Origin of the sequence: Streptomyces sp. NPDC029044 (assembly GCF_040637495.1) — a bacterium.
Lineage (GTDB): Bacteria > Actinomycetota > Actinomycetes > Streptomycetales > Streptomycetaceae > Streptomyces.
Genome location: NZ_JBEZWN010000003.1, coordinates 127,913 through 146,111 on the forward strand (window position 1 = coordinate 127,913; position 18,199 = coordinate 146,111).

Genomic DNA, 18,199 nt, shown 5'->3' on the forward strand with positions numbered 1-18,199 from the left:
TGTGACTGGTATCACTGAACTACCGTGATTCCCGGGCCCGTTGGCCCAGACGGTCTCGTCAGTCGTCGCACGGCGGATCGTAGGAGAGCCGGGGCAGGTACTCCCGCCAGGTGTCCGGCGTCAGCACGCCCCGGGTCAGCGAGCAGATGCGGCGGACGGCCGTGTCGACGTCGAGGTCCCAGAGCCGGATCGTGTCCGCGCCGCTCGACACCCCCAGCATGTGGCTGTTCGGGCTGAACGCCAGGAAGGTGCCGGTCTTGGCGTTGGGGCTCATCGACGGGCCGATCGCGGTGGCGTGCGGGGGGTCGGAGACGTTCCACAGCCGGACGGTGCTGTCGTTGCCGCCGCTGGCCAGGGTGCGGCCGTCCCGGCTGAACGTCAGCGATACGACCGCCTCCGTGTGACCGGTGAGCCGCGCCTGCTCGGAGGCCTCGGCGGGGTCCGTGATGTCCCAGAGGCGCACCGAGTTGTCGTCGCCGGCGCTGGCCAGGACGCGGCCGTCGCGGCTGTGGGCGAGCGCGTTGACCGCTCCGAGGTGGCCGCGCAGAGGCGCTCCGAGGAGGGTCACCCGGCCGGGGTCGGTCGCGTTCCACAGCCGGATCGTGCCGTCCGCGCTGCCGCTGGCGAGCGTGCGGCCGTCCGGGCTGAACACGAGGTGGTTGATGTAGCCCTTGTGGCCGGTGAGGGGGGTGCCGAGCGGGCGCGGCCGGGCCGGGTCGCCGATGTTCCACAGCCGGATGGTGCGGTCGTCGTAGGCGGTGGCCAGGATCTGCCCGTCGGGGCTGAAGGCCAGCGGGTCCGCGTACCGGATGCGCAAGGGTGCCGGGGAGCCGTGGCGGACCGGGCGCTCGGGGTCGCCGAGGTTCCACAGCTCCACCACCCGGTCGCCCGTCACCACCGCAAGGGTGCGGCCGTTCGGGGAGAACTCCAGGGAACGCACGTCGCCCCTGCCAGGGCGAAACGGTTCTCCTATCCGGATCGGCCTGCCGGGCGTCCGCACGTCCCACAGCCGGATCCGCCCGTCCCGGGCCGCCGTCGCGAGAAGCCGCCCGTCCGGCCGGAACACTCCGGTCCGGCCGGTCATGTCCGACGTGGGCAGCGACCACAGGCGGACCTTGTTGTCGCCCGCCCCGGTGGCGAGCGTGCGCCCGTCGGGACTGAAGCCGAGCGCGTACATCTCGCCGCTGCTGCCCGCCAGGGGCCCTCCGACCTGCGACGCGTGCTCCGGATCGCTGACCTTCCACAGGCTCGCGGTGCTGTCCGCGCTGGCCGCGGCGAGCATGTTCCCGTCCGGGCTGAACGCCACGGACCAGACCGGCGCGGTGTGGCCGGTGAGCGGCGCGCCGACCGCGGCCGGGCGGCCCGGACCGGCCATGTCCCACAGGTGTACGGTCCCGTCCGCGCTGCCGCTGGCGAGGGTGCGCCCGTCGGGGCTGAAGGCCACGGAGTGCACGGTGGCGGTGTGGCCGGTCAGCGGCGCCCCGGCCGGCTCCGGGTGCCCCGGGCCGGAGACGTCCCACAGCCGGATCGTGCCGTCGTCGCCCCCCGCGGCCAGCGTCCGGCCGTCCGGGCCGAACGCCACCGACCGCACGGCTGCCGTGTGCCCGGTCAGGGGCTCACCCCGGGCCCGCGGCCGGCTGGTGTCGGCCACGTTCCACAGCCGGACGGTGCGGTCGTCCCCGGCGGAGGCCAGCGTGCGCCCGTCCGGGCTGAAGGCGATCAGGTAGATCGTGCCGTCGTGGCCGGTCAGGGGCTCGCCGAGCGCCTTCGGGTGCTCGGGGTCGGTCACGTCCCACAGCCGGATCGTGCCGTCGTCGGACGCACTGGCCAGCGTCCGGCCGTCCGGGCTGAAGACCGCGCTGCTCACCCAGCTCGTATGGCCGGTGAGAGGCCCTCCCAGTGGCTTCGGTCGCCTGGGGTCGCGAACGTCCCACAGCCGTACGGTCCGGTCGTAGCTGGCGGTGGCCAGGACCTGTCCGTCCGGGCTGAAGGTCGTGAGGTAGACGGCGCCCGTGTGGCCGGTGAGGGGGGTGGAGAGCGGGGCGTTCACGATGGAGATCAGCCGGCTGTTCGCGCCTTTGTCGTCGGGCCGCAGCCCGTGCGCCACGAGGTCGAGCTGCGCGGACAGCGACGGGTCGGTGTGCTGGACGCGGTCGGACTGGGCGAGCACCTGCTCGAAGACGGCCGCGTCCCGCTGCTTCCAGGCCACGACGGCCGACCCGCCGGCCAGCAGCGCCAGCACGACCAGCGCCGCCACCGCGCCCCGGCTGATCCAGGTGATCCGTCTGCGCAGCCGGACGGACGCGGCCAGGAACTCCACCGCGCTGCGGGTCAGGAACCGGTCCCCGGCCGATCTCGCCCACCCGTGGGCCTGCTCCAGCCGGGAGCCCCGGTAGAGCAGGGAGGTGTCGCGGTGCGACTCCTCCCAGGCCCGGCCGTCCTCCTCCAGGCGCTGGCGCAGCAGATTGCCCTGCCGGTCCTCGTCGATCCAGTCGCGCAGCCGCGGCCAGGCGTGCAGCAGCGCCTCGTGGGTGATCTCCACGGTCTCCGCGTCAAGCGTCACCAGCCGGGCGCGGACCAAGGCTTCCAGGGACTCCTCGGTCTTGCCCGGATCGGCCGACTCCTGTGCCAGCTGATCCCGGGTTCCGCGGCGGCGCGTGGCCTGGGTGTCCTCGCCCAGCCGGACCAGGCGGAGCAGGAGCAGCCGGGCGGCCGTGCGCGCGGCCGGGTCGAGGCCGGCCCAGGCCCGTTCGGCGGTCGCGGCTACCGCGCCCTGGATGCCGCCGGCGGCGCGGTAGCCGGCCAGCGTGAGCCGGCCCCCCTTCCTGCGCTGCCACGTGGCGAGCAGGGCGTGCGAGAGGAGCGGCAGCACGCCGGCGTCGTGCGCCGGGCGCAGGCCGTCGGCACTGACCTCCCGGACGATCAGCTCCGCGAGGCCCGGTTCCAGCTCCAGGCCGACGGCCTTGGCCGGGCCGGTCACCGCCTCGCGCAGCTCGGCGGTGGTCAGCGGCCCGAGCACCATGTGCCGGTGCTGGAGCGCGTCGGCCAGCTCCGGGTATCTCAGGCAGCGGTAGTAGAAGTCGGCGCGGATGCCCAGCACCACGACCGCCGGGGCCGGGTCGCCGGGACCGGCGGACGAGCAGGCGGCGTGCAGGACCTCGATGAAGGCACGCCGGTCCGCCTCGTCGGGACAGAGCGTGAACGTTTCCTCGAACTGGTCCACGATCACGACCGGACGGACCCCGGAGGGAGCCACGCGCCGGGCCCAGGCGGCGACGGCGGCACGGGCGGCGTCGTGTTCCGGGGCCGGGCGGGTGGTGGGGGCCGGGGGTGGTCGGTCGTCGGGTGGTGGGGTCGGGCGGGTGGTGGGTGTTGGGGTCGGGCGGGCGGCGGGGGCCGGGGTCGGCCGGGCGGCGGGGGCCGGGGGTGGTCGGTCGTCGGGTGGTGGGGTCGGGCGGGTGGTGGGTGCCGGGGTCGGGCGGGCCGCGGGCTCCTGCGCGGCAGGTCCGGCAGCAGGATCCTTCGCGGCAGGCCGGGCGGCAGACTCCTTCGCGGCAGGTCCGGCGGCAGACTCCTGCGCGGCAGGCCGGGCAGCGGGACCCTGCGCCCCAGGCCGGGCAGCGGGACCCTGCGCCCCAGGCCGGGCAGCGGGACCCTGCGCCGCAGGTCCGGCAGTGGGATCCGGCGCGGCGGGGTCCTCTGCGGAGGACGGTCCGGAACCACCTACGGGAGGGGAACCGGCGACTCCACCGGGAGAGGAACCGGCGACTCCACCGGGAGAGGACTCCGGGAATCGCCGGGGAGACCCGGCGGATCGCGCCGCTTCCGGCCGGGGCGAGGCTCCCCCGGCCGGGGCCGCCGTCCGGGCCGACACGACGGACGCCAGCTCGGGGATGCGGCGGCACAGCTCCGCGAGCGGATCACCCCCCGGCACGAGCTGCACGACGTGCCGCGCCCGGCCACTGCCGCCGCCGTCGCCGTCGCCCCCGCCCGGCGCACCGCCCCGCAGGGCAGGTACCAGACCGGCGTTCAGCAGCGAGGACTTCCCCGCTCCCGACGCACCCACGAGCATCACCAGGCCGCCCGTGTCCGCGGCGGCCCCGAGCTGGGTGACGAGCGCGTCCGTGCTCCGCTCCCGGCCGAAGAACCACCGGGCGTCCTGCCGGCGATAGGAGGCCAGCCCGCGGTACGGGCACACCCCGCCGGGCGCGGACGCGGTCCCGTCCGCGGAGCGTTCCCCGCCCGCGGACGCGGCGGGCCGCTCACCGACCGGGTCGGCCACCGCGCGTTCCCACAGCCGCTGCCACCGGCCGAGGTCGTACAGGCCAGGGGAGACCGGCGTGGGCCGCGATCGCCGCGCCTCGGGGATCAGCACGTGCAGCACGGCCGCGAGAGCGGGGAACTGGGCCGGTACGTTCCGGGCCCGCCGCCAGTCACTGATGCGCTGGGCGGACACCCGCACGGGCCGCCCGCGTTCGTCGACCCGCTGGAGCCGGACGACCGCTTCGGACACCCGTTTGAGAGGAGGGTTGCCGGCTTCCTTGTACAGCAGTGCGAGGCGTTCCGCGAAGGCGGTGCGTGCCCCCGAGTCGGAACTCAAGGTCTCAGCTCCTTACTTCCCACGCCTGGACGTCCGGACCGGAAAGCTCACTTTATATGGCTGACCTGCGGTAATACCGCCCGCTGAACGCCGGAACCTCCTCCCCGGTGGCCGAAAATGGCAGGATCCGGACGCACCAGCGGGTTCATCCGGTCAGCTGCCGTCCGAGCCGGACGGCGACAGCCCCACCGTTCGGTACCGGTCCCCACGAGGGGAGGGACCGGTGCCGGACGACGTGGTGATCCTCCCCGGCGAACCCCGCCCCGCAACCCCGGCGGACCGTCCTCTTCCACCCCGGCCGGCCTTGCTCTCGGACCCTGGATAACTGACGACCCGTCAGCTATGGTCGCCCCTGCCGTACCGCTTCGGAGCGATGTACAGGGGTGAGCGCAGTGGAGTCACGTCCCGAGAGCCCACAGCCGCAGGGTGCTCCGCGCTGGGTCGCGCTGTTCCACCGGCCGGCCGCGGGCTCCTGGCACATGGCAGCACAGTCGCCCCACCGCTCGCCCGTCCTGTACGCCCTCGGCGAGATGACCCGGGCCGTGCGGGCCCGGGGCGACGAGGTGACGGTGGCCCTGTGGGGGCCGAAGGACGGCGCGTGGCACCGGTACGACACCCCGCAGCCGCAGGCCGCCGTGTACCGGCCGGATTCTGAGCCCTCCCCCGGCGAACCGGCCACCCTGACGGAACGGATGACCGGCCGCCGCCACCAGGTCCTCATGGCCGGCCTGACCAACGCCGGCCTCTACGACCTCTCCTCCGAGGACGACACGACCGTCCAGGCCCTGGTCGAACGGCTCGACGAGGCCGCCGTACGCCGGATCGCCCACTGGCTGACGACCGCCGGCGGCACGCGGTAGCCGGGCCGGTTCAGCCGACTTCGCGCTGGGCAGGCAGACTCCCGACGGCCACCGGCTCCCGACGCCGTCAGGAGGGGGACAAAGCGGCATGAAGGTCTCTGTCGACCGCGATCTCTGCTACGGCTCCGCCGAGTGCGCCCACCGGGTGCCGGCCGTCTTCGAGTTCGTCGACGGCTTCGGAGTCGTCCGCCCGGGCCGCGAGCAGGCGGGCGCGGACCCGGAGCTCCTGGAGGCGGTGGAGAAGTGCCCGAGCCAGGCGATCAGCATCACCGAGTCACCGCACGCACCGCCGGACCGGCCGGACTTGCCGGACCTGCCGGACCTGCCGGACCTGCCGTAGGGAGGGTTGATGCCGGCGCCGAGCCTCCTCGCGGTCTTCGCCCACCCCGATGACGAGTCCCTGTCGGCGGGCGGCATCCTCGCCCGCTCCGCCTGCGCGGGCGCTCGCACGGCCGTCGTCACGCCGACCTGGTCGGCGGACACCCCGCGCGCCGCCGAACTGGCCGAGGCGCTCCGCATCCTGGGCGCCGGCCCGCCCCGCATGCTGGGCTACGCCGACTCCCGCGTCCCGCGCTCGGCCCCGGGCCGACCGCGCTGGTGCGACGCCCCGCTGGACGAGGCGGTGGGGGAACTGGTCGCACACCTCCGCGAGGTTCGCCCGGAGATCGTCGTCACCCACGACGCCTACGGCGGGCTGACCGGCCACGAGGACCATGTGCACACCCACCGCATGACCACGCTCGCGGTCCACGCCGCCGGTCTGGAACGCCTCTTCCCGGACGCCGGAGAGCCCTGGCAGCCGAGCGCCCTGTACCTGGCCACCCACCCGCACTCGGCCCTGCGGGCGTGGGGCGGGCACTGGGCACCCACGGGAAAAGCGATGCGCACGGTCCCCGACGAACGCGTCTCCGCCACCGTCGACGTCACCCCCTGGCTGGACCGGAAGGTCGCCGCGGTCCTGGCCCACCGCACGGAGGTGGCACGGGGAGCCGCGCCGGGCCTGATCGCCGCCCTCTCCGCGCCGGAGCGGGAACGGCTGCTCGGCACGGAGTGGTACACCTGCCACGACCTGACACCGACGGCGCCTCCACCGCCGGAGTGATCGTGGTGCTCAGTCCTCCCCCGGCGGACCCCCCAGTTCCAGGACGAGGTGATAGCCACCGGCCAGGTCGATACCCGTCCGCTCGCGGAGCAGCTTGACCGCGGCGATCTGCTGGCCGTCGTCGAGCAGAGCCGTCAGCTCCCCGACCAGCCCGGCGTCGAGTTCACGCAGGGCGGCCAGCCCCTGGGCATTGCTCGTGGGCAACGCGTGCCCGTCGACCAGCAGTTCCACGGCCTCCCGGGCCGGGCCCCGCTTGAGCCAGGACCCCCTGCGCAGCCGCCGCGCGGCCTTCCCCGTACGACCGTCCACGGCCAACGCCCTCGCCTCGTCCTGGGCTTCCTGCCCGACGGGGGTGATGAGCGCGGCCGTCCGCGCCTTGGTGTTCGTCATGGCACTCCTGCGTCGTGGGGACTCAGGGCTGAAGACGGTGGAGAGCCGCTGGTCGTTGCCCCATGCGGAAGTGTCACCCTGCCGGCCCGCTCAGCGTAAGCGGTGGCCCTGTCCGGCTCCGCGGGCGAGCCCTGTCAGCCCGCGGCCATCGAGGAGAAGCTCGCCGCGGCGACTCCCAGGACGACCAACTGCACGACGCCCGGGATACGCCACCCCACGGCGAGAAGGCCGCCGCCCGTGAGCACCGCGCCGCCTCCCAGCAGCCACGCCGCCTCCGACGCCGCCTGCGAGGCCGCCGTCGGCATGACACCGTCGCTCTCGTAGCCGTCGGCCCATCCCGCCATCCCGTAGCCGTACACCATCAAGGCGATGACCAGGAAGTCGATGACGAGCAGCACGGCGCTGACCCCTGCCTGCCCGCCCGTCGATGGATCATTCGCCCGTCTCACGTCCTCTGCCGTCCCGTCGTCGGGTGGCGGTCTGCCGAGTGCATGAGGTCAGCATGGCGATCCAGCGGACCCGGCACATGAGCCCGGATACTCAGACGCACCGCCCCGAGTACGACTTCGACGCGTAGGCCCAAGCGCAAGCTGTTACAAGTTTCTCTACCTCATCAAGCCCCGGCTGCGCTCCGCTCCGCCGGGCGCGCTTCCCGGCTCCGCTCCGGGCGCCGCTCCTGCCTTCGGCCCGCTCCGCCCGGGCTGCGCCGACGCGCGCCCACATGTGGATAGGGCCGGTGCCATGAGTCGGGAACCGCGGAGCGCGGCAGCGCTCAAAGCATGCCTCCGGCGGGGGCGCTCAGGCTCCGAGATGGCGGGGGCGCCGTTCGCGTGTGCCGGCCGACTGGTGGCGTGCGCGGGGAGCTCCCGGGCTGCGTGGTGGGTTAAGGGAGTCTCGACGAGGTACAGGCTGAGGATCAATACGCCGTGCCGTCCTCGCCAGTCACGGGCTTCGCGTAGTCGAGCATGTACTCAAGCAGTCCGCTACTCAGTGAGCCGCCATCGAGATCCTCAACCTCGACGTAAGTGACATCTCCCTTGATGAACACCCCAGTCACACGAAAGTCGCGGTCGTACTGCGGGTAATCCGGGACGCGTCGAGCCCAGACGGAGCCGATCCGTGGCTGTGCGGTCATGCCGTGAGGCTACCGTGCCCCTCACGTGCCCGATCGAGCGGGAAACTACGGGGAACTACGGGCAATCGCGGTGCGATCACACGAGAACAGCCCCAGACCAAGTTGGCTGGTCAGGGGCCGTTCTTACTGCTCACCACGCGGAGGCGGTGGGATTTGAACCCACGGTGACATCGCTGCCACGACGGTTTTCAAGACCGTTCCCTTCGGCCGCTCGGGCACGCCTCCCCGCGCCGGCCGTGATCGGCGGCGCGGGGACAAGGGTAACGGGTCGGTGCGGGCGGGTGGGGGTCAGTTGTCGCCGACGCGGGATCCCAGGGTGACCTCGGCCGTACGCTGCTTGCCGTCGCGTTCGTAGGTGATCGTGACCTTGTCGCCGGGCTGGTGGGTCCAGATCTCGCCGATCAGGGTGGGGCCGGAGTCGATGACCCGGTCGTCCAGCTTGATGATGACGTCGCCCGGCTTGAGGCCCGCCTTCGCGGCGGGGCCGCCCGGCTCGACCGGTGCCGCGCCGCCCGCGCCCTGGTCGGTGATCTGCGCGCCGTCGGAGCCGTCGTCCAGGGAGACGGACGCGCCGATCTTCGCGTAGACCGGCTTGCCGTTCTTGATCAGCTCCTGGGCGACGTACTTGGCCTGGTTGATCGGGATGGCGAAGCCCAGGCCGATCGAGCCCGACTGGCCGGTGCCGAAGCCGCCGTTGCCGGTCGACTGGATGGCGGAGTTGATGCCGATGACGTTGCCCCGCGCGTCCAGCAGCGGACCGCCGGAGTTGCCCGGGTTGATCGAGGCGTCGGTCTGCAGGGCGCTCATGTAGGACGCCTGGCTGCCGCTGCCGTCGCTGGAGGCCACCGGGCGGTTCTTGGCGCTGATGATGCCCGTCGTCACCGTGTCGGACAGGCCGAACGGGGCACCGATGGCGATGGTCGAGTCGCCGACGGCCACCTTGTCCGAGTCGCCGAGGGTGAGCGGCTTCAGGTCGGAGGGGGCGTCCTTGAGCTTGATGACCGCCACGTCGTAACCCTGCGCGTGACCGACCACCTCGGCGTCGTACTTCTTGCCGGTGGGGAAGGTCGCCGTGAGCTTGCCGCCGTCCACCGCGTCCGCCACGACGTGGTTGTTGGTGACGATGTGGCCCTGCTTGTCGAAGACGAAGCCCGTGCCGGTGCCGCCCTCGCCGCTGTTGCTCTCGGCCTCGATCGTGACCGTGCTCGGCAGCGCCTTGGCGGCGACGCCCGCGGTCGTGCCCGGGTCACGCTTGACGTCGCCGCCGTTCGCGGAGGCCGAGACCGTCGTGGAGCCGGTGCTCTCGTCGTTGTCCTTCGCCAGCACGTAACCGAGCCCGCCGCCCAGGCCGCCCGCGACGAGCGCGGCCACCAGGACCGCGGCGACCAGACCACCGCGTCCGCGGCCGGACTTGGGCGCCGGCTGCTGGTACGACGAACCCCAGCCGCCCGGACCGGAACCCGAACCGCCGTCGCCGTAGGGGGCGGTCGGGGGCGGGGGCGGGGGCCAGGACGGGTCGGGGGCGGAGGAGGAGGCGCCGGGGTGACCGGCGTCACCGGATCCGCCCGGACCCTGAGGGGCCTGCCCCCGGGCGTCCTGCCCGTACGGCCCCTGGGGAGCCTGTGCCTGGGGCGCCGGAGCAGCGGGAGCGTCCACCGGCACGGGGGGTGCGGACGGGGCGGGGGGTACCGCGGTGCCCTCGTTCTCGGTGCTCACAGCTTCTCTCCTAGATCCACGGCTGGTTTCCGGGTCGCACTCGGTCACGCTTTTTTCACGCCGGTCGACGGGTCCGGCGCGACGGAGCTGTGCTTGTCCCTTTGTATGCCGTCAGCTTTTCCCACCGGCCGTCAGAGCACCATAAGCGGTGGCTGTGCGTCCGGGGCCATTCTTTATATAGGTCATTACTGGCGAAAAGGATGCAATCCCAATGCCTCCGTCCGGACCTGCGCATCCGCCGAGTCCGTCCGACCGGACGCGTACCCGCACTCGGTGGCACCATGACGCGGTGACCCACGCACGACAGCACGTGATTCAAGTCGTCGCCCACCGCGGGGCCTCCGAGGACGCCCCGGAACACACCCTGGCCGCGTACACGAAGGCGATCGAGGACGGGGCGGACGCCCTCGAATGCGATGTGCGCCTCACCGCCGACGGCCACCTGGTGTGCGTACACGACCGCCGGATCAACCGTACGTCCAACGGCCGCGGAGCGGTCTCCGCGCTGGAGCTCGCCGACCTCGCCGCCCTGGACTTCGGCTCCTGGAAGACGGGCGAGGCCTGGCGGGGACGCGACGAGGAGCCCGACTGGGAGCACCGCCCGGAGGACCGCGAGGCGACCTCCGTCCTCACCCTGGAGCGGCTGCTGGAACTCGTCGCCGACGCCGGGCGCCGCGTGGAACTGGCCATCGAGACCAAGCACCCCACCCGCTGGGCGGGGCAGGTCGAGGACCGGCTGCTGGCCCTTCTGAAGCGGTTCGGCCTCGACGCCCCGGCCTCCACGGAGGAGTCCCAGGTGCGGGTCATGAGCTTCTCGGCCCGCTCCCTGCACCGCGTGCGCGCCGCCTCGCCGACGCTTCCGACGGTCCATCTGACGCAGTTCCTCTCACCCCGGCTGCGCGACGGGCGGCTCCCCCCGGGCGTGCGGATCGCGGGCCCCTCCATCCGGATCGTGCGCAACCACCCCACCTGCATCGAGCGCCTGAAGCAGTCGGGGCACCGGGTGCACGTGTGGACCGTGAACGAGCCCGCGGACGTGGATCTCTGCGTCGGGCTGGGCGTCGACGCCATCATCACGAACCGCCCGCGCGCGGTACTGGAGCAGCTCGGCCGCTGACGTCCGTCTCAGGCCGACGCGACCTCGCCAACCTCTCAAGTCACACCAGACCCACGCACACCTCTTGACCCCACGCCCTGGCGAACGGGATCCTCCCATCTCGGCCACACCGACGGTTTCCGGCCAGTTGGTTACAGGGAGTGCTCCGGCGCGTTCGATCCGTATTCGGTCGTGGTGAATGCGTCATGGGACGTGGATTGGCCGGTTTCCGGTACAGGCCAATGGGGCATCCACACCGTGGCGTGGGGCGAAGGAGGTCTCGGGGGTGGCGTTGGTGGTGGCACAGGAGGTGCCCACGTCGTCGAGCATGGCCGTACCCCATGGCCCTGCGGGCGTGGGGGAAGCGCGACACCGGATGCGTACGCAGTTGCGCGGAGGCGGAGTCGCGGAATCGGTCATCGACGACGCCGTACTGATCCTTTCCGAACTCTTGAGCAACGCGTGCAAGCACGGCAGGCCCTTGGGCGACGCGCTGTCCGGTGATGGAGACGTCCGTGCCGCCTGGCGCGTGGACCCGGCAGGCCGGCTCATCGTCGAGGTCACGGACGGCGGCGGCCCGACCCGCCCCGCCCCCGCGACCCCGTCGGTCACGGCGCACGGCGGCCGCGGGCTGAACATCATCACCGCGCTCGCCGACGACTGGGGCGTACGCGACGACATCCGCGGCGAGGTCACCGTGTGGGTCATCGTCCACGAGGACGTCCACGACCCGGACGCGGGCCACCGCCGCGACGACTTCGCGACGCGGGTCGCCGCCCCCGCGGTCTCCCGGATACCCGGGCTGGATTTCGCGGACGCCTTCGACGACATGGACTGACGTGCACGACGGCACGGACTCACGTGCACGACGACATGGACTCACGTTCACGACGACACGGACTCACGTACACGACAACACGGACTGACGTGCACGACGACACAGACTGAGCGCGTACGCCGCGCTGAGAGGGTGTTGTCCACAGGGCCCGGTGACCCGGCGTACGAACGGCTAGGCTCGCGACCGTACGAGACGAGCCGTAACCGGGAGACCCATCGATGGCCAAGAAGCGACCCCAGACGAAGGCCAAGCGCCCGCAGACCACGGGCGGAGCCCGCACCGCAGGCGCTGATGGAGACGTTCCGGTCGTCGGCGCCCGCGAACCCTGCCCCTGCGGCAGCGGCCGCCGCTACAAGGCCTGTCACGGCCGGGCCGCCTCCCACGCCGCGACCGAGCTGGTGCACCGCCCCTTCGAGGGCCTGCCCGGCGAGTGCGACTGGGTGGCCCTGCGCGAACTGGTCCCGGCGGCCACGGTCGAGCTGACCCTCAAGGACGGCCTCCCCGAGGGCGTCCCCGCGGTCACGCTCGCCACGGTCCTGCCGATGGCCTGGCCCGCCCTGCGCCGCGACGACGGCTCGGTCCTGATCGGCCTCCAGAACGACACCTCCTCCGGCGACATCAGCCGCGACCTCGCCGACACGCTCCAGCGCGCCCTGGAGGCCCAGCCCGGCACGCCCGTCCAGGGCCGCCGCGCCCCGGCCGACAGTCCGCGGTTGCAGGATCTGCTCGATCCCGAGGGCGCGTTCGAGCCAGAAGTGCACAGCGGCTTCGAGTTCTGGGTCCCGGACCCGGAGAACGCCACGCCCGACGTGACCGCCTCCCTGGAGCGGGCCAACGCCGCGGCCATCCCGACCGTCAAGCTCCAGGGCGTGGACGCCGCGTACTGGTGCGAGACGCCGGAGAAGAACCATCTCCGGTGGGTCATGCCGCACGCAGAGGAGCTGCTTCTGGACGCCCTCGCGCGGCTGCACGCCGCGGGCCGCTCCAGCCTCGGCGAGGGCACCCGCCTGGTGGGCTCCTTCCGCGCTCACGGGCTCACGGTGCCGGTCTGGGACCTGCCGAGCGGGGTCACGGCCGAGGATGTGGAGAAGCCCGCGGCGGAGTTCGCCGAGCGCCTCGCCGCCGCCCTGGCGACGGACGCGCCGCTCACCGCGGAGGAGCGCCGCGCCCGCGGCGGTCTCACCAACCGGCAGGTCACGCTCAGCTGAAGCCCGCCCCGGCGCCCGGTCGGCCGGTCCACCGGCCGGCCGGTCGTCCCGTCCGGAAAGCTCACAACTCCCGGCCGGGACAAGCCAGTCGGTGACCGGAAAGGCGAGTTCGAATTTGCGAACCGCCGATCTCTTGTTACCGTTCCTGTAGCCCGGTTGCTGGTGCATCCCCCGTCGCCAGCAACCGGGTCCTTTTCGTATCCGCTTCCGTTCGCGGAAAGCAGCAGCTCCTCAACTGCCCGTTCACTCGGGCGAGTTGCTCCCCGAGCGCAGCAGCAGCGGGCCGCGCCCGCCCCGTTCGGCGAACTCCGCGACAGCCGTGTACTGCGCCGGATTCCCGCGCGTCGGCTCCCGGGGCGTCTCACACGTCCCCGGCTCGTCCTCCGCCCGCACGGCGCACGTCATCCGCACGCTCCGGTCGTCAGGACCCATCAGGCTCAGTACGGCGTCCAGCGCCTCGCCCGTCGTGTTGCGGTAGTAGGTCCGCGCCCAGGTCTCGGCACCCTGCGTCACCACACAGGTCTGGGCCTCGATGCCGTCGGGCGAGGAGAGCCCGGGGCCGCAGCGCACGACGGTCGACGGCCCCGGGCCGAACACGGGGCGGCCGGGGACGGGCGCACCGGGTGCCTCGTCGTCGGCGCCCGGGGCGGTACGCAGGGGACCGGAACCGGACGCACGGCCATCGGCATCCACCGCCCCCGCAGCTCCCTTGGGCCCCGAAACCCCCACAGAGCCCTTGGAACCCGGGGAGCCCACGGAGCCCTTGGAGCCCACGGGCCCCGCGGACGCCACCGCCAGTGGCAGTGCGGCCGCGCACGCCGCCACGACGCCCGCGAGGGCGAACAGTCTGGTCTTTCGGGGGTCCCGGGAGCGGCCCCGGGCATGACGCCGCATGGCTCCGGAACTTAACGCGCCGGGGCGGGCGCCGGGCTCGGCGCGCCCGACAGCCCTACAACTCGGGCGCGCTCACACCCGTACGAGTGAGGGCTTCGACCACGGCGTCCACCACGGCCTCGACATCGGGCACCCACGGCGATGCCGAGCCGGGCAGCGGCGCGCGCTCCCAGCGGATCTCGCCCTGGCCCGTCTCGGACGGGGGCAGGGCCAGGTAGCCGCCCTCGCTGTGGAAGCGGAGGGAGCCGGGCACGAAGTCCTTGGCGTAGAGCAGTTCGCCGAGCTGCTCCATGGAGTACGGCTTGACGAGGATCGCCCAGCGGGCGGGGGAGGCGACGACCGGGCCGAGCCGCATGCCCATCTGGTCGAGCGCCTTGAGGGCGCGGGCGGCCGGCACGGCCGGCAGCGAGACCGCGCAGGGCGCGTGGCCGCCGGTGGCCAGGACGATCGGCGCCGTCGGCCGGTTGCCCCACCACCAGCGCACCATGCGTTCGTCGGTGGTGGCCGCGAGGAGGCCGGGGTCGAAGGGGTGGGCGCCGGGCACCGTGCAGTCGGGGTCGGGGCAGCTGCAGCGGGAGTGCCCCTGCGGGTCCGCCGCCACACCCGGGAGTACGGGCCACTGCCATTGCGTCGCGTAGGTCAGGGCCGCGCCGATCAGCTCAGGCCTCCCGTCGCTGCGCTGGGACAGGAGCCTGCGTCGCCTTCCGAGGATCTCGCGCATGAGCGCTCGTTCCTTTCCGTTGCACGCCTGGCAACACCGTGGTCCACATCACATCATGTGTCGATCACTTCACTGTGCGTACCTGTTGGCGCATCACACCCCTGCTGAAAGCAAGGGGAACCCCTATGGGTCGAGCTTCGGGCTGCCTCCGCGGCCGTCCCGCCCATACTGCGTCTACCGAAAGCACGGGCGTGGCGTAGGGGTGGCGAAGTATGGCGTTTGCCGTCGCGCGTATTTCTCTCCGCCTCCGCCACGGGAGGATGGGGCACGGTCGTCGGTGGATAGGACGCCCGGTTCCGTCACCAGGTTCCGGGTGGTTCCCAACCACCCCTGGCCTTCACCGAGTACGTACCCATCACGACCGTTGTGACGCTCCGTCGAGCAAGCCCAGTCGACCGCAATAAGCCGTCCCCTGAGGCAGTTTTAAGCCAACTTTGCATTTCCGCAAGAGGAAGGGGAGTTGTTCTCTCGGTCCTCATGGACACCAGGAATCCCGGCAGGACAATGCTGGACATCTCCTCACGAGTGCGTGTACATGTGGAGACACTGCTAGCGACGCAGAATGACATGGGGGTTTGCGATGCTTTTGAGCAGTACGTACCGGTTGGAAGGCCGGACGCCATGAACGCTCCGCACCCTCCGAAAGTGGCTGGAATCGATTCAACGGTTCCAGCACCCGCACACACTGTCGCGCCCATCGCGGCGGGTGCGTCCCCGGCCGCTCCCGCGAACCCCCCGATCCCTCCCGGCGCGGTGCTCCAGGACCGCCTCGCCGGCTGGGTCTCCGACCTCACCACCCTGCACGAACTCACCGAACGCCTGGCCCGCACGGCCGCGCTCGACGAGGCGCTCCAGGAACTGCTGAGAGCCGGCGCCGCCCTGGTGGGCGCCCGACGCGGCCTCGTCGTCCTGGAACCGGGCGACGGACTCGGGCCGGACACCACCATCGGCCTCGGCCTCGCCCGCGCCGACCTCGGCCATCTCGAGACGGTGCCGCGCAGCGCCCTGTCCTACGGCCGGATCCTCGACGGGCTGACCACCGTCGAGGGCGGCATCGCCGAACCGGACCTGTTCGCCGTGGAGGGGCTGGACCCGCGCCACCGCGAGGTCGCTGCCCGTCTCGGCTACGCCGCCAGCTACGCCCTCCCCCTGACCACCGACACCACGGGCCGCCTCGGCGTCGCCGTGTGGCTCTACGACGAGCCCGCCGAACCGGGCGAGCGGCAGCGCCACCTCGTCGGCCTCTACGCGCGGTACGCCGCCGAGCACCTGGCCCGCCTCCTGGAACTGGAACGCACCCGCACGTCCATGGCGACGATGTCGGACGAGCTGCTGCCCGCCCGGCTGCCCCGGGTCGCCGGCGTCCAGCTCGCCGCCCGGCACCGCACCGGCCCGCGCGGCGGAGGCGACTGGTACGACGCGCTGCCACTGCCCGAAGCCGCCCTCGGCCTGGCCGTCGGGTCCGTGACCGGCTCGGGCCCGAGCGCGGTCGCCGCGATGGGGCGGCTGCGGGCGTCGCTGCGCGCCTACACCGTGATGGAGGGGGAGGACCCGGTCGCCGTCCTGTCCGACCTGGAGCTGCTGCTGCGGCTGACCGAACCGGCCCGCTCGGCCACGGCCCTGTTCGGCTACTGCGAACCGGCCGCGCGCAAGATCACGCTGGCCGGTGCCGGGCACAGCCCGCCGCTGCTGATCGGACAGCGCCGCACCGAGTTCGTGGAGACGTCCGTCTCGGCCCCGCTCGGTATGCTCGCCTGCTGGGAGGCGCCCAGCGTGGAGATCCTCGCCGAGCCCGGGGAGACGGTTCTGCTCTACACCGACGGTCTGCTGCACCGCACGGGCGAGGCCACGGACCGCGCCTTCGCCCGGCTGCACGCGGCCGCGGCGGGAGTGCCCCGGGCCCTGCGCGGCGACCCCGGCGCGATCGCCGACCACGTCCTGCGGAGCGTGCTGCCGGACGGACTGGACGCCGCGGAGGGTGCGGAGGACGTCGTCCTGCTGGCGGTCCGGTTCGAGTAGGCCTCCTCGTCGTCCCTCGTCATGGGCCCGGGCCCGCTTCCGCGCCGCCGTACAGTGGAGGACGGTCCAGTGCCGTATCGAGGAGGATGACCGTGGCGGAGGAGCTCACCCCGGCAGTGCCTGATTCTGCTGACGCAGCGGGCCCGGACGAGAGCGAAGAGCCGATCAAGCAGCGGAAGAACGGACTGTACCCGGGCGTGTCGAACGAGCTGGCCGAGAACATGAAGAGCGGCTGGGCCGACACCGAGCTGCGCGACCTGGAGCCGATCGCCCAGGCCGCCGAGACCGCCGCCCGCCGGGCCGCGCTCTCCGCGCGCTTCCCGGGCGAGCGCCTGGTGATCCCCGCGGGCAACCTGAAGACCCGCTCGAACGACACCGAGTACGCCTTCCGCGCCTCCGTCGAGTACGCCTACCTCACCGGCAACCAGACCGAGGACGGCGTCCTGGTCCTGGAACCCGCGGGTGAGGGCCACGAGGCGACGATCTACCTCCTGCCGCGCTCCGACCGCGAGAACGGCGAGTTCTGGCTGGACGGCCAGGGCGAGCTGTGGGTCGGACGCCGGCACTCCCTCACCGAGGCCGGGACGCTGTACGGCATCCCCGCCTCCGACGTGCGTGAGCTGGCCGGCGCCCTGCGCGAGGCCACCGGGCCGGTGCGGGTCGTGCGTGGCTACGACGCCGGCATCGAGGCGGCCCTGACCGACAAGGTCACCGCCGAGCGCGACGAGGAGCTGCGGGTCTTCCTCTCCGAGGCGCGCCTGGTCAAGGACGAGTTCGAGATCGGCGAGCTCCAGAAGGCCGTCGACTCGACCGTGCGCGGCTTCGAGGACGTGGTGAAGGTCCTCGACAAGGCCGAGGCGACCTCCGAGCGGTACATCGAGGGCACGTTCTTCCTCCGCGCGCGCGTGGAGGGCAACGACGTCGGCTACGGCACGATCGCCGCCGCCGGACCGCACGCCTGCACACTGCACTGGGTGCGCAACGACGGGGCCGTGCGCTCGGGCGAGCTGCTGCTGCTCGACGCGGGCGTGGAGACGCACACGTACTACACGGCCGACGTCACCCGCACGCTGCCGATCAACGGGCGGTTCGACGCGACCCAGCGCAAGATCTACGACGCCGTGTACGAGGCCCAGGAGGCCGGGATCGCTGCGGTGAAGCCGGGTGCGAAGTACCGCGACTTCCACGACGCCGCGCAGCGCGTGCTGGCCGAGAAGCTCGTCGAGTGGGGGCTCGTCGAGGGGCCGGTGGAGCGGGTACTGGAGCTCGGGCTCCAGCGCCGCTGGACCCTGCACGGGACCGGGCACATGCTCGGCATGGACGTGCACGACTGTGCTGCCGCGCGGGTCGAGGCGTACGTCGACGGTGTCCTGGAGCCGGGGATGTGCCTGACCGTCGAGCCCGGGCTGTACTTCCAGGCGGACGACCTGACGGTGCCGGAGGAGTACCGGGGTATCGGGGTGCGGATCGAGGACGACATTCTCGTCACCGAGGACGGCAACCGGAACCTGAGCGCCGCGCTGCCCCGGCGGTCGGATGAGGTCGAGGCCTGGATGGCGTCCGTCAAGGGCTGAGTCCCGGTGCGGGTGCGTGGGGGCTGGTCGCGCAGTTCCCCGCGCC

General features: G+C 72.7%; 15 protein-coding genes and 1 tRNA gene. 8 read left to right on the forward strand and 8 right to left on the reverse strand.

Translation table 11 applies throughout. The features are described 5' to 3' along the window. Window positions 1-58: 58 nt before the first annotated feature. Window positions 59-4,600 carry a hypothetical protein gene (locus AB0E85_RS04070; protein WP_361922154.1) on the reverse strand — a complete coding sequence of 1,514 codons (4,542 nt, stop codon included), beginning with the start codon at window positions 4,598-4,600 and terminating at the stop codon, window positions 59-61. A 479-nt stretch (window positions 4,601-5,079) separates the two neighbouring features. On the opposite strand from AB0E85_RS04070, the gene AB0E85_RS04075 reads away from it, so the two are divergent. From AB0E85_RS04075 to AB0E85_RS04085, 3 genes are all read left to right on the forward strand, one after another. Beyond that, complete coding sequence (locus AB0E85_RS04075; protein WP_361922156.1) at window positions 5,080-5,460, forward strand: hypothetical protein; 381 nt, start codon at window positions 5,080-5,082, stop codon at window positions 5,458-5,460. Window positions 5,461-5,548: 88 nt separating this feature from the next. After that, on the forward strand, window positions 5,549-5,800 hold the full coding sequence (locus tag AB0E85_RS04080) for a ferredoxin (protein ID WP_361922158.1): 252 nt from the start codon (window positions 5,549-5,551) through the stop codon (window positions 5,798-5,800). A 9-nt stretch (window positions 5,801-5,809) separates the two neighbouring features. Continuing rightward, entirely contained in the window at window positions 5,810-6,562 is a 753-nt protein-coding gene (locus AB0E85_RS04085; protein ID WP_361922160.1) for a PIG-L deacetylase family protein, read from the forward strand. A 9-nt stretch (window positions 6,563-6,571) separates the two neighbouring features. Here the strand turns inward: AB0E85_RS04085 and AB0E85_RS04090 are convergent, their stop codons facing one another. From AB0E85_RS04090 to AB0E85_RS04110, 5 genes are all read right to left on the reverse strand, one after another. After that, window positions 6,572-6,952, reverse strand: coding sequence for a hypothetical protein (locus AB0E85_RS04090; RefSeq protein ID WP_361922162.1), 381 nt, complete (start codon window positions 6,950-6,952; stop codon window positions 6,572-6,574). A gap of 134 nt (window positions 6,953-7,086) precedes the next feature. Further along, window positions 7,087-7,350 carry a hypothetical protein gene (locus tag AB0E85_RS04095; protein ID WP_361922164.1) on the reverse strand — a complete coding sequence of 88 codons (264 nt, stop codon included), beginning with the start codon at window positions 7,348-7,350 and terminating at the stop codon, window positions 7,087-7,089. A gap of 518 nt (window positions 7,351-7,868) precedes the next feature. Beyond that, complete coding sequence (locus AB0E85_RS04100) at window positions 7,869-8,087, reverse strand: hypothetical protein (RefSeq protein WP_361922165.1); 219 nt, start codon at window positions 8,085-8,087, stop codon at window positions 7,869-7,871. A gap of 138 nt (window positions 8,088-8,225) precedes the next feature. Continuing rightward, a tRNA-Ser gene (locus AB0E85_RS04105) sits at window positions 8,226-8,312 on the reverse strand. Window positions 8,313-8,375: 63 nt separating this feature from the next. Beyond that, the gene (locus AB0E85_RS04110; protein ID WP_361922167.1) at window positions 8,376-9,803 is read right to left on the reverse strand and encodes a trypsin-like peptidase domain-containing protein; all 1,428 of its coding nucleotides are present in this window, start codon (window positions 9,801-9,803) and stop codon (window positions 8,376-8,378) included. Between the two features lie 289 nt (window positions 9,804-10,092). Between AB0E85_RS04110 and AB0E85_RS04115 the strand changes: the two genes are divergently transcribed. From AB0E85_RS04115 to AB0E85_RS04125, 3 genes are all read left to right on the forward strand, one after another. Beyond that, on the forward strand, window positions 10,093-10,920 hold the full coding sequence (locus AB0E85_RS04115; protein ID WP_361922169.1) for a glycerophosphodiester phosphodiesterase: 828 nt from the start codon (window positions 10,093-10,095) through the stop codon (window positions 10,918-10,920). Window positions 10,921-11,098: 178 nt separating this feature from the next. After that, entirely contained in the window at window positions 11,099-11,737 is a 639-nt protein-coding gene (locus tag AB0E85_RS04120) for an ATP-binding protein (RefSeq protein ID WP_033309828.1), read from the forward strand. A gap of 218 nt (window positions 11,738-11,955) precedes the next feature. Next, window positions 11,956-12,945 carry a DUF5926 family protein gene (locus AB0E85_RS04125; protein ID WP_184847918.1) on the forward strand — a complete coding sequence of 330 codons (990 nt, stop codon included), beginning with the start codon at window positions 11,956-11,958 and terminating at the stop codon, window positions 12,943-12,945. Between the two features lie 243 nt (window positions 12,946-13,188). Here the strand turns inward: AB0E85_RS04125 and AB0E85_RS04130 are convergent, their stop codons facing one another. Both AB0E85_RS04130 and AB0E85_RS04135 read right to left on the reverse strand, forming a co-directional pair. Continuing rightward, window positions 13,189-13,638, reverse strand: a complete 450-nt coding sequence (locus tag AB0E85_RS04130; protein ID WP_361922171.1) for a hypothetical protein — start codon at window positions 13,636-13,638, stop codon at window positions 13,189-13,191. Window positions 13,639-13,894: 256 nt separating this feature from the next. After that, window positions 13,895-14,560: a bifunctional DNA primase/polymerase gene (locus AB0E85_RS04135; RefSeq protein WP_361922173.1), complete on the reverse strand. Its 666-nt coding sequence runs from the start codon at window positions 14,558-14,560 to the stop codon at window positions 13,895-13,897. Between the two features lie 504 nt (window positions 14,561-15,064). Here AB0E85_RS04135 and AB0E85_RS04140 point away from each other — a divergent pair. After that, entirely contained in the window at window positions 15,065-16,579 is a 1,515-nt protein-coding gene (locus tag AB0E85_RS04140) for a PP2C family protein-serine/threonine phosphatase (RefSeq protein WP_361922388.1), read from the forward strand. 92 nt (window positions 16,580-16,671) lie between these two features. Next, window positions 16,672-18,153 carry an aminopeptidase P family protein gene (locus tag AB0E85_RS04145; protein WP_361922175.1) on the forward strand — a complete coding sequence of 494 codons (1,482 nt, stop codon included), beginning with the start codon at window positions 16,672-16,674 and terminating at the stop codon, window positions 18,151-18,153. Window positions 18,154-18,199 lie beyond the last annotated feature (46 nt).

Bases quoted from the DNA above. Each gene is read 5' to 3' on its own strand.
- AB0E85_RS04075 (WP_361922156.1), top strand. From the start codon at position 5,080: ATGGCAGCACAGTCGCCCCACCGCTCGCCCGTCCTGTACGCCCTCGGC.
- AB0E85_RS04080 (WP_361922158.1), top strand. From the start codon at position 5,549: ATGAAGGTCTCTGTCGACCGCGATCTCTGCTACGGCTCCGCCGAGTGC.
- AB0E85_RS04085 (WP_361922160.1), top strand. From the start codon at position 5,810: ATGCCGGCGCCGAGCCTCCTCGCGGTCTTCGCCCACCCCGATGACGAG.
- AB0E85_RS04090 (WP_361922162.1), bottom strand. From the start codon at position 6,952: ATGACGAACACCAAGGCGCGGACGGCCGCGCTCATCACCCCCGTCGGG.
- AB0E85_RS04100 (WP_361922165.1), bottom strand. From the start codon at position 8,087: ATGACCGCACAGCCACGGATCGGCTCCGTCTGGGCTCGACGCGTCCCG.
- AB0E85_RS04120 (WP_033309828.1), top strand. From the start codon at position 11,099: ATGCGTCATGGGACGTGGATTGGCCGGTTTCCGGTACAGGCCAATGGG.
- AB0E85_RS04125 (WP_184847918.1), top strand. From the start codon at position 11,956: ATGGCCAAGAAGCGACCCCAGACGAAGGCCAAGCGCCCGCAGACCACG.
- AB0E85_RS04135 (WP_361922173.1), bottom strand. From the start codon at position 14,560: ATGCGCGAGATCCTCGGAAGGCGACGCAGGCTCCTGTCCCAGCGCAGC.
- AB0E85_RS04140 (WP_361922388.1), top strand. From the start codon at position 15,065: ATGCTGGACATCTCCTCACGAGTGCGTGTACATGTGGAGACACTGCTA.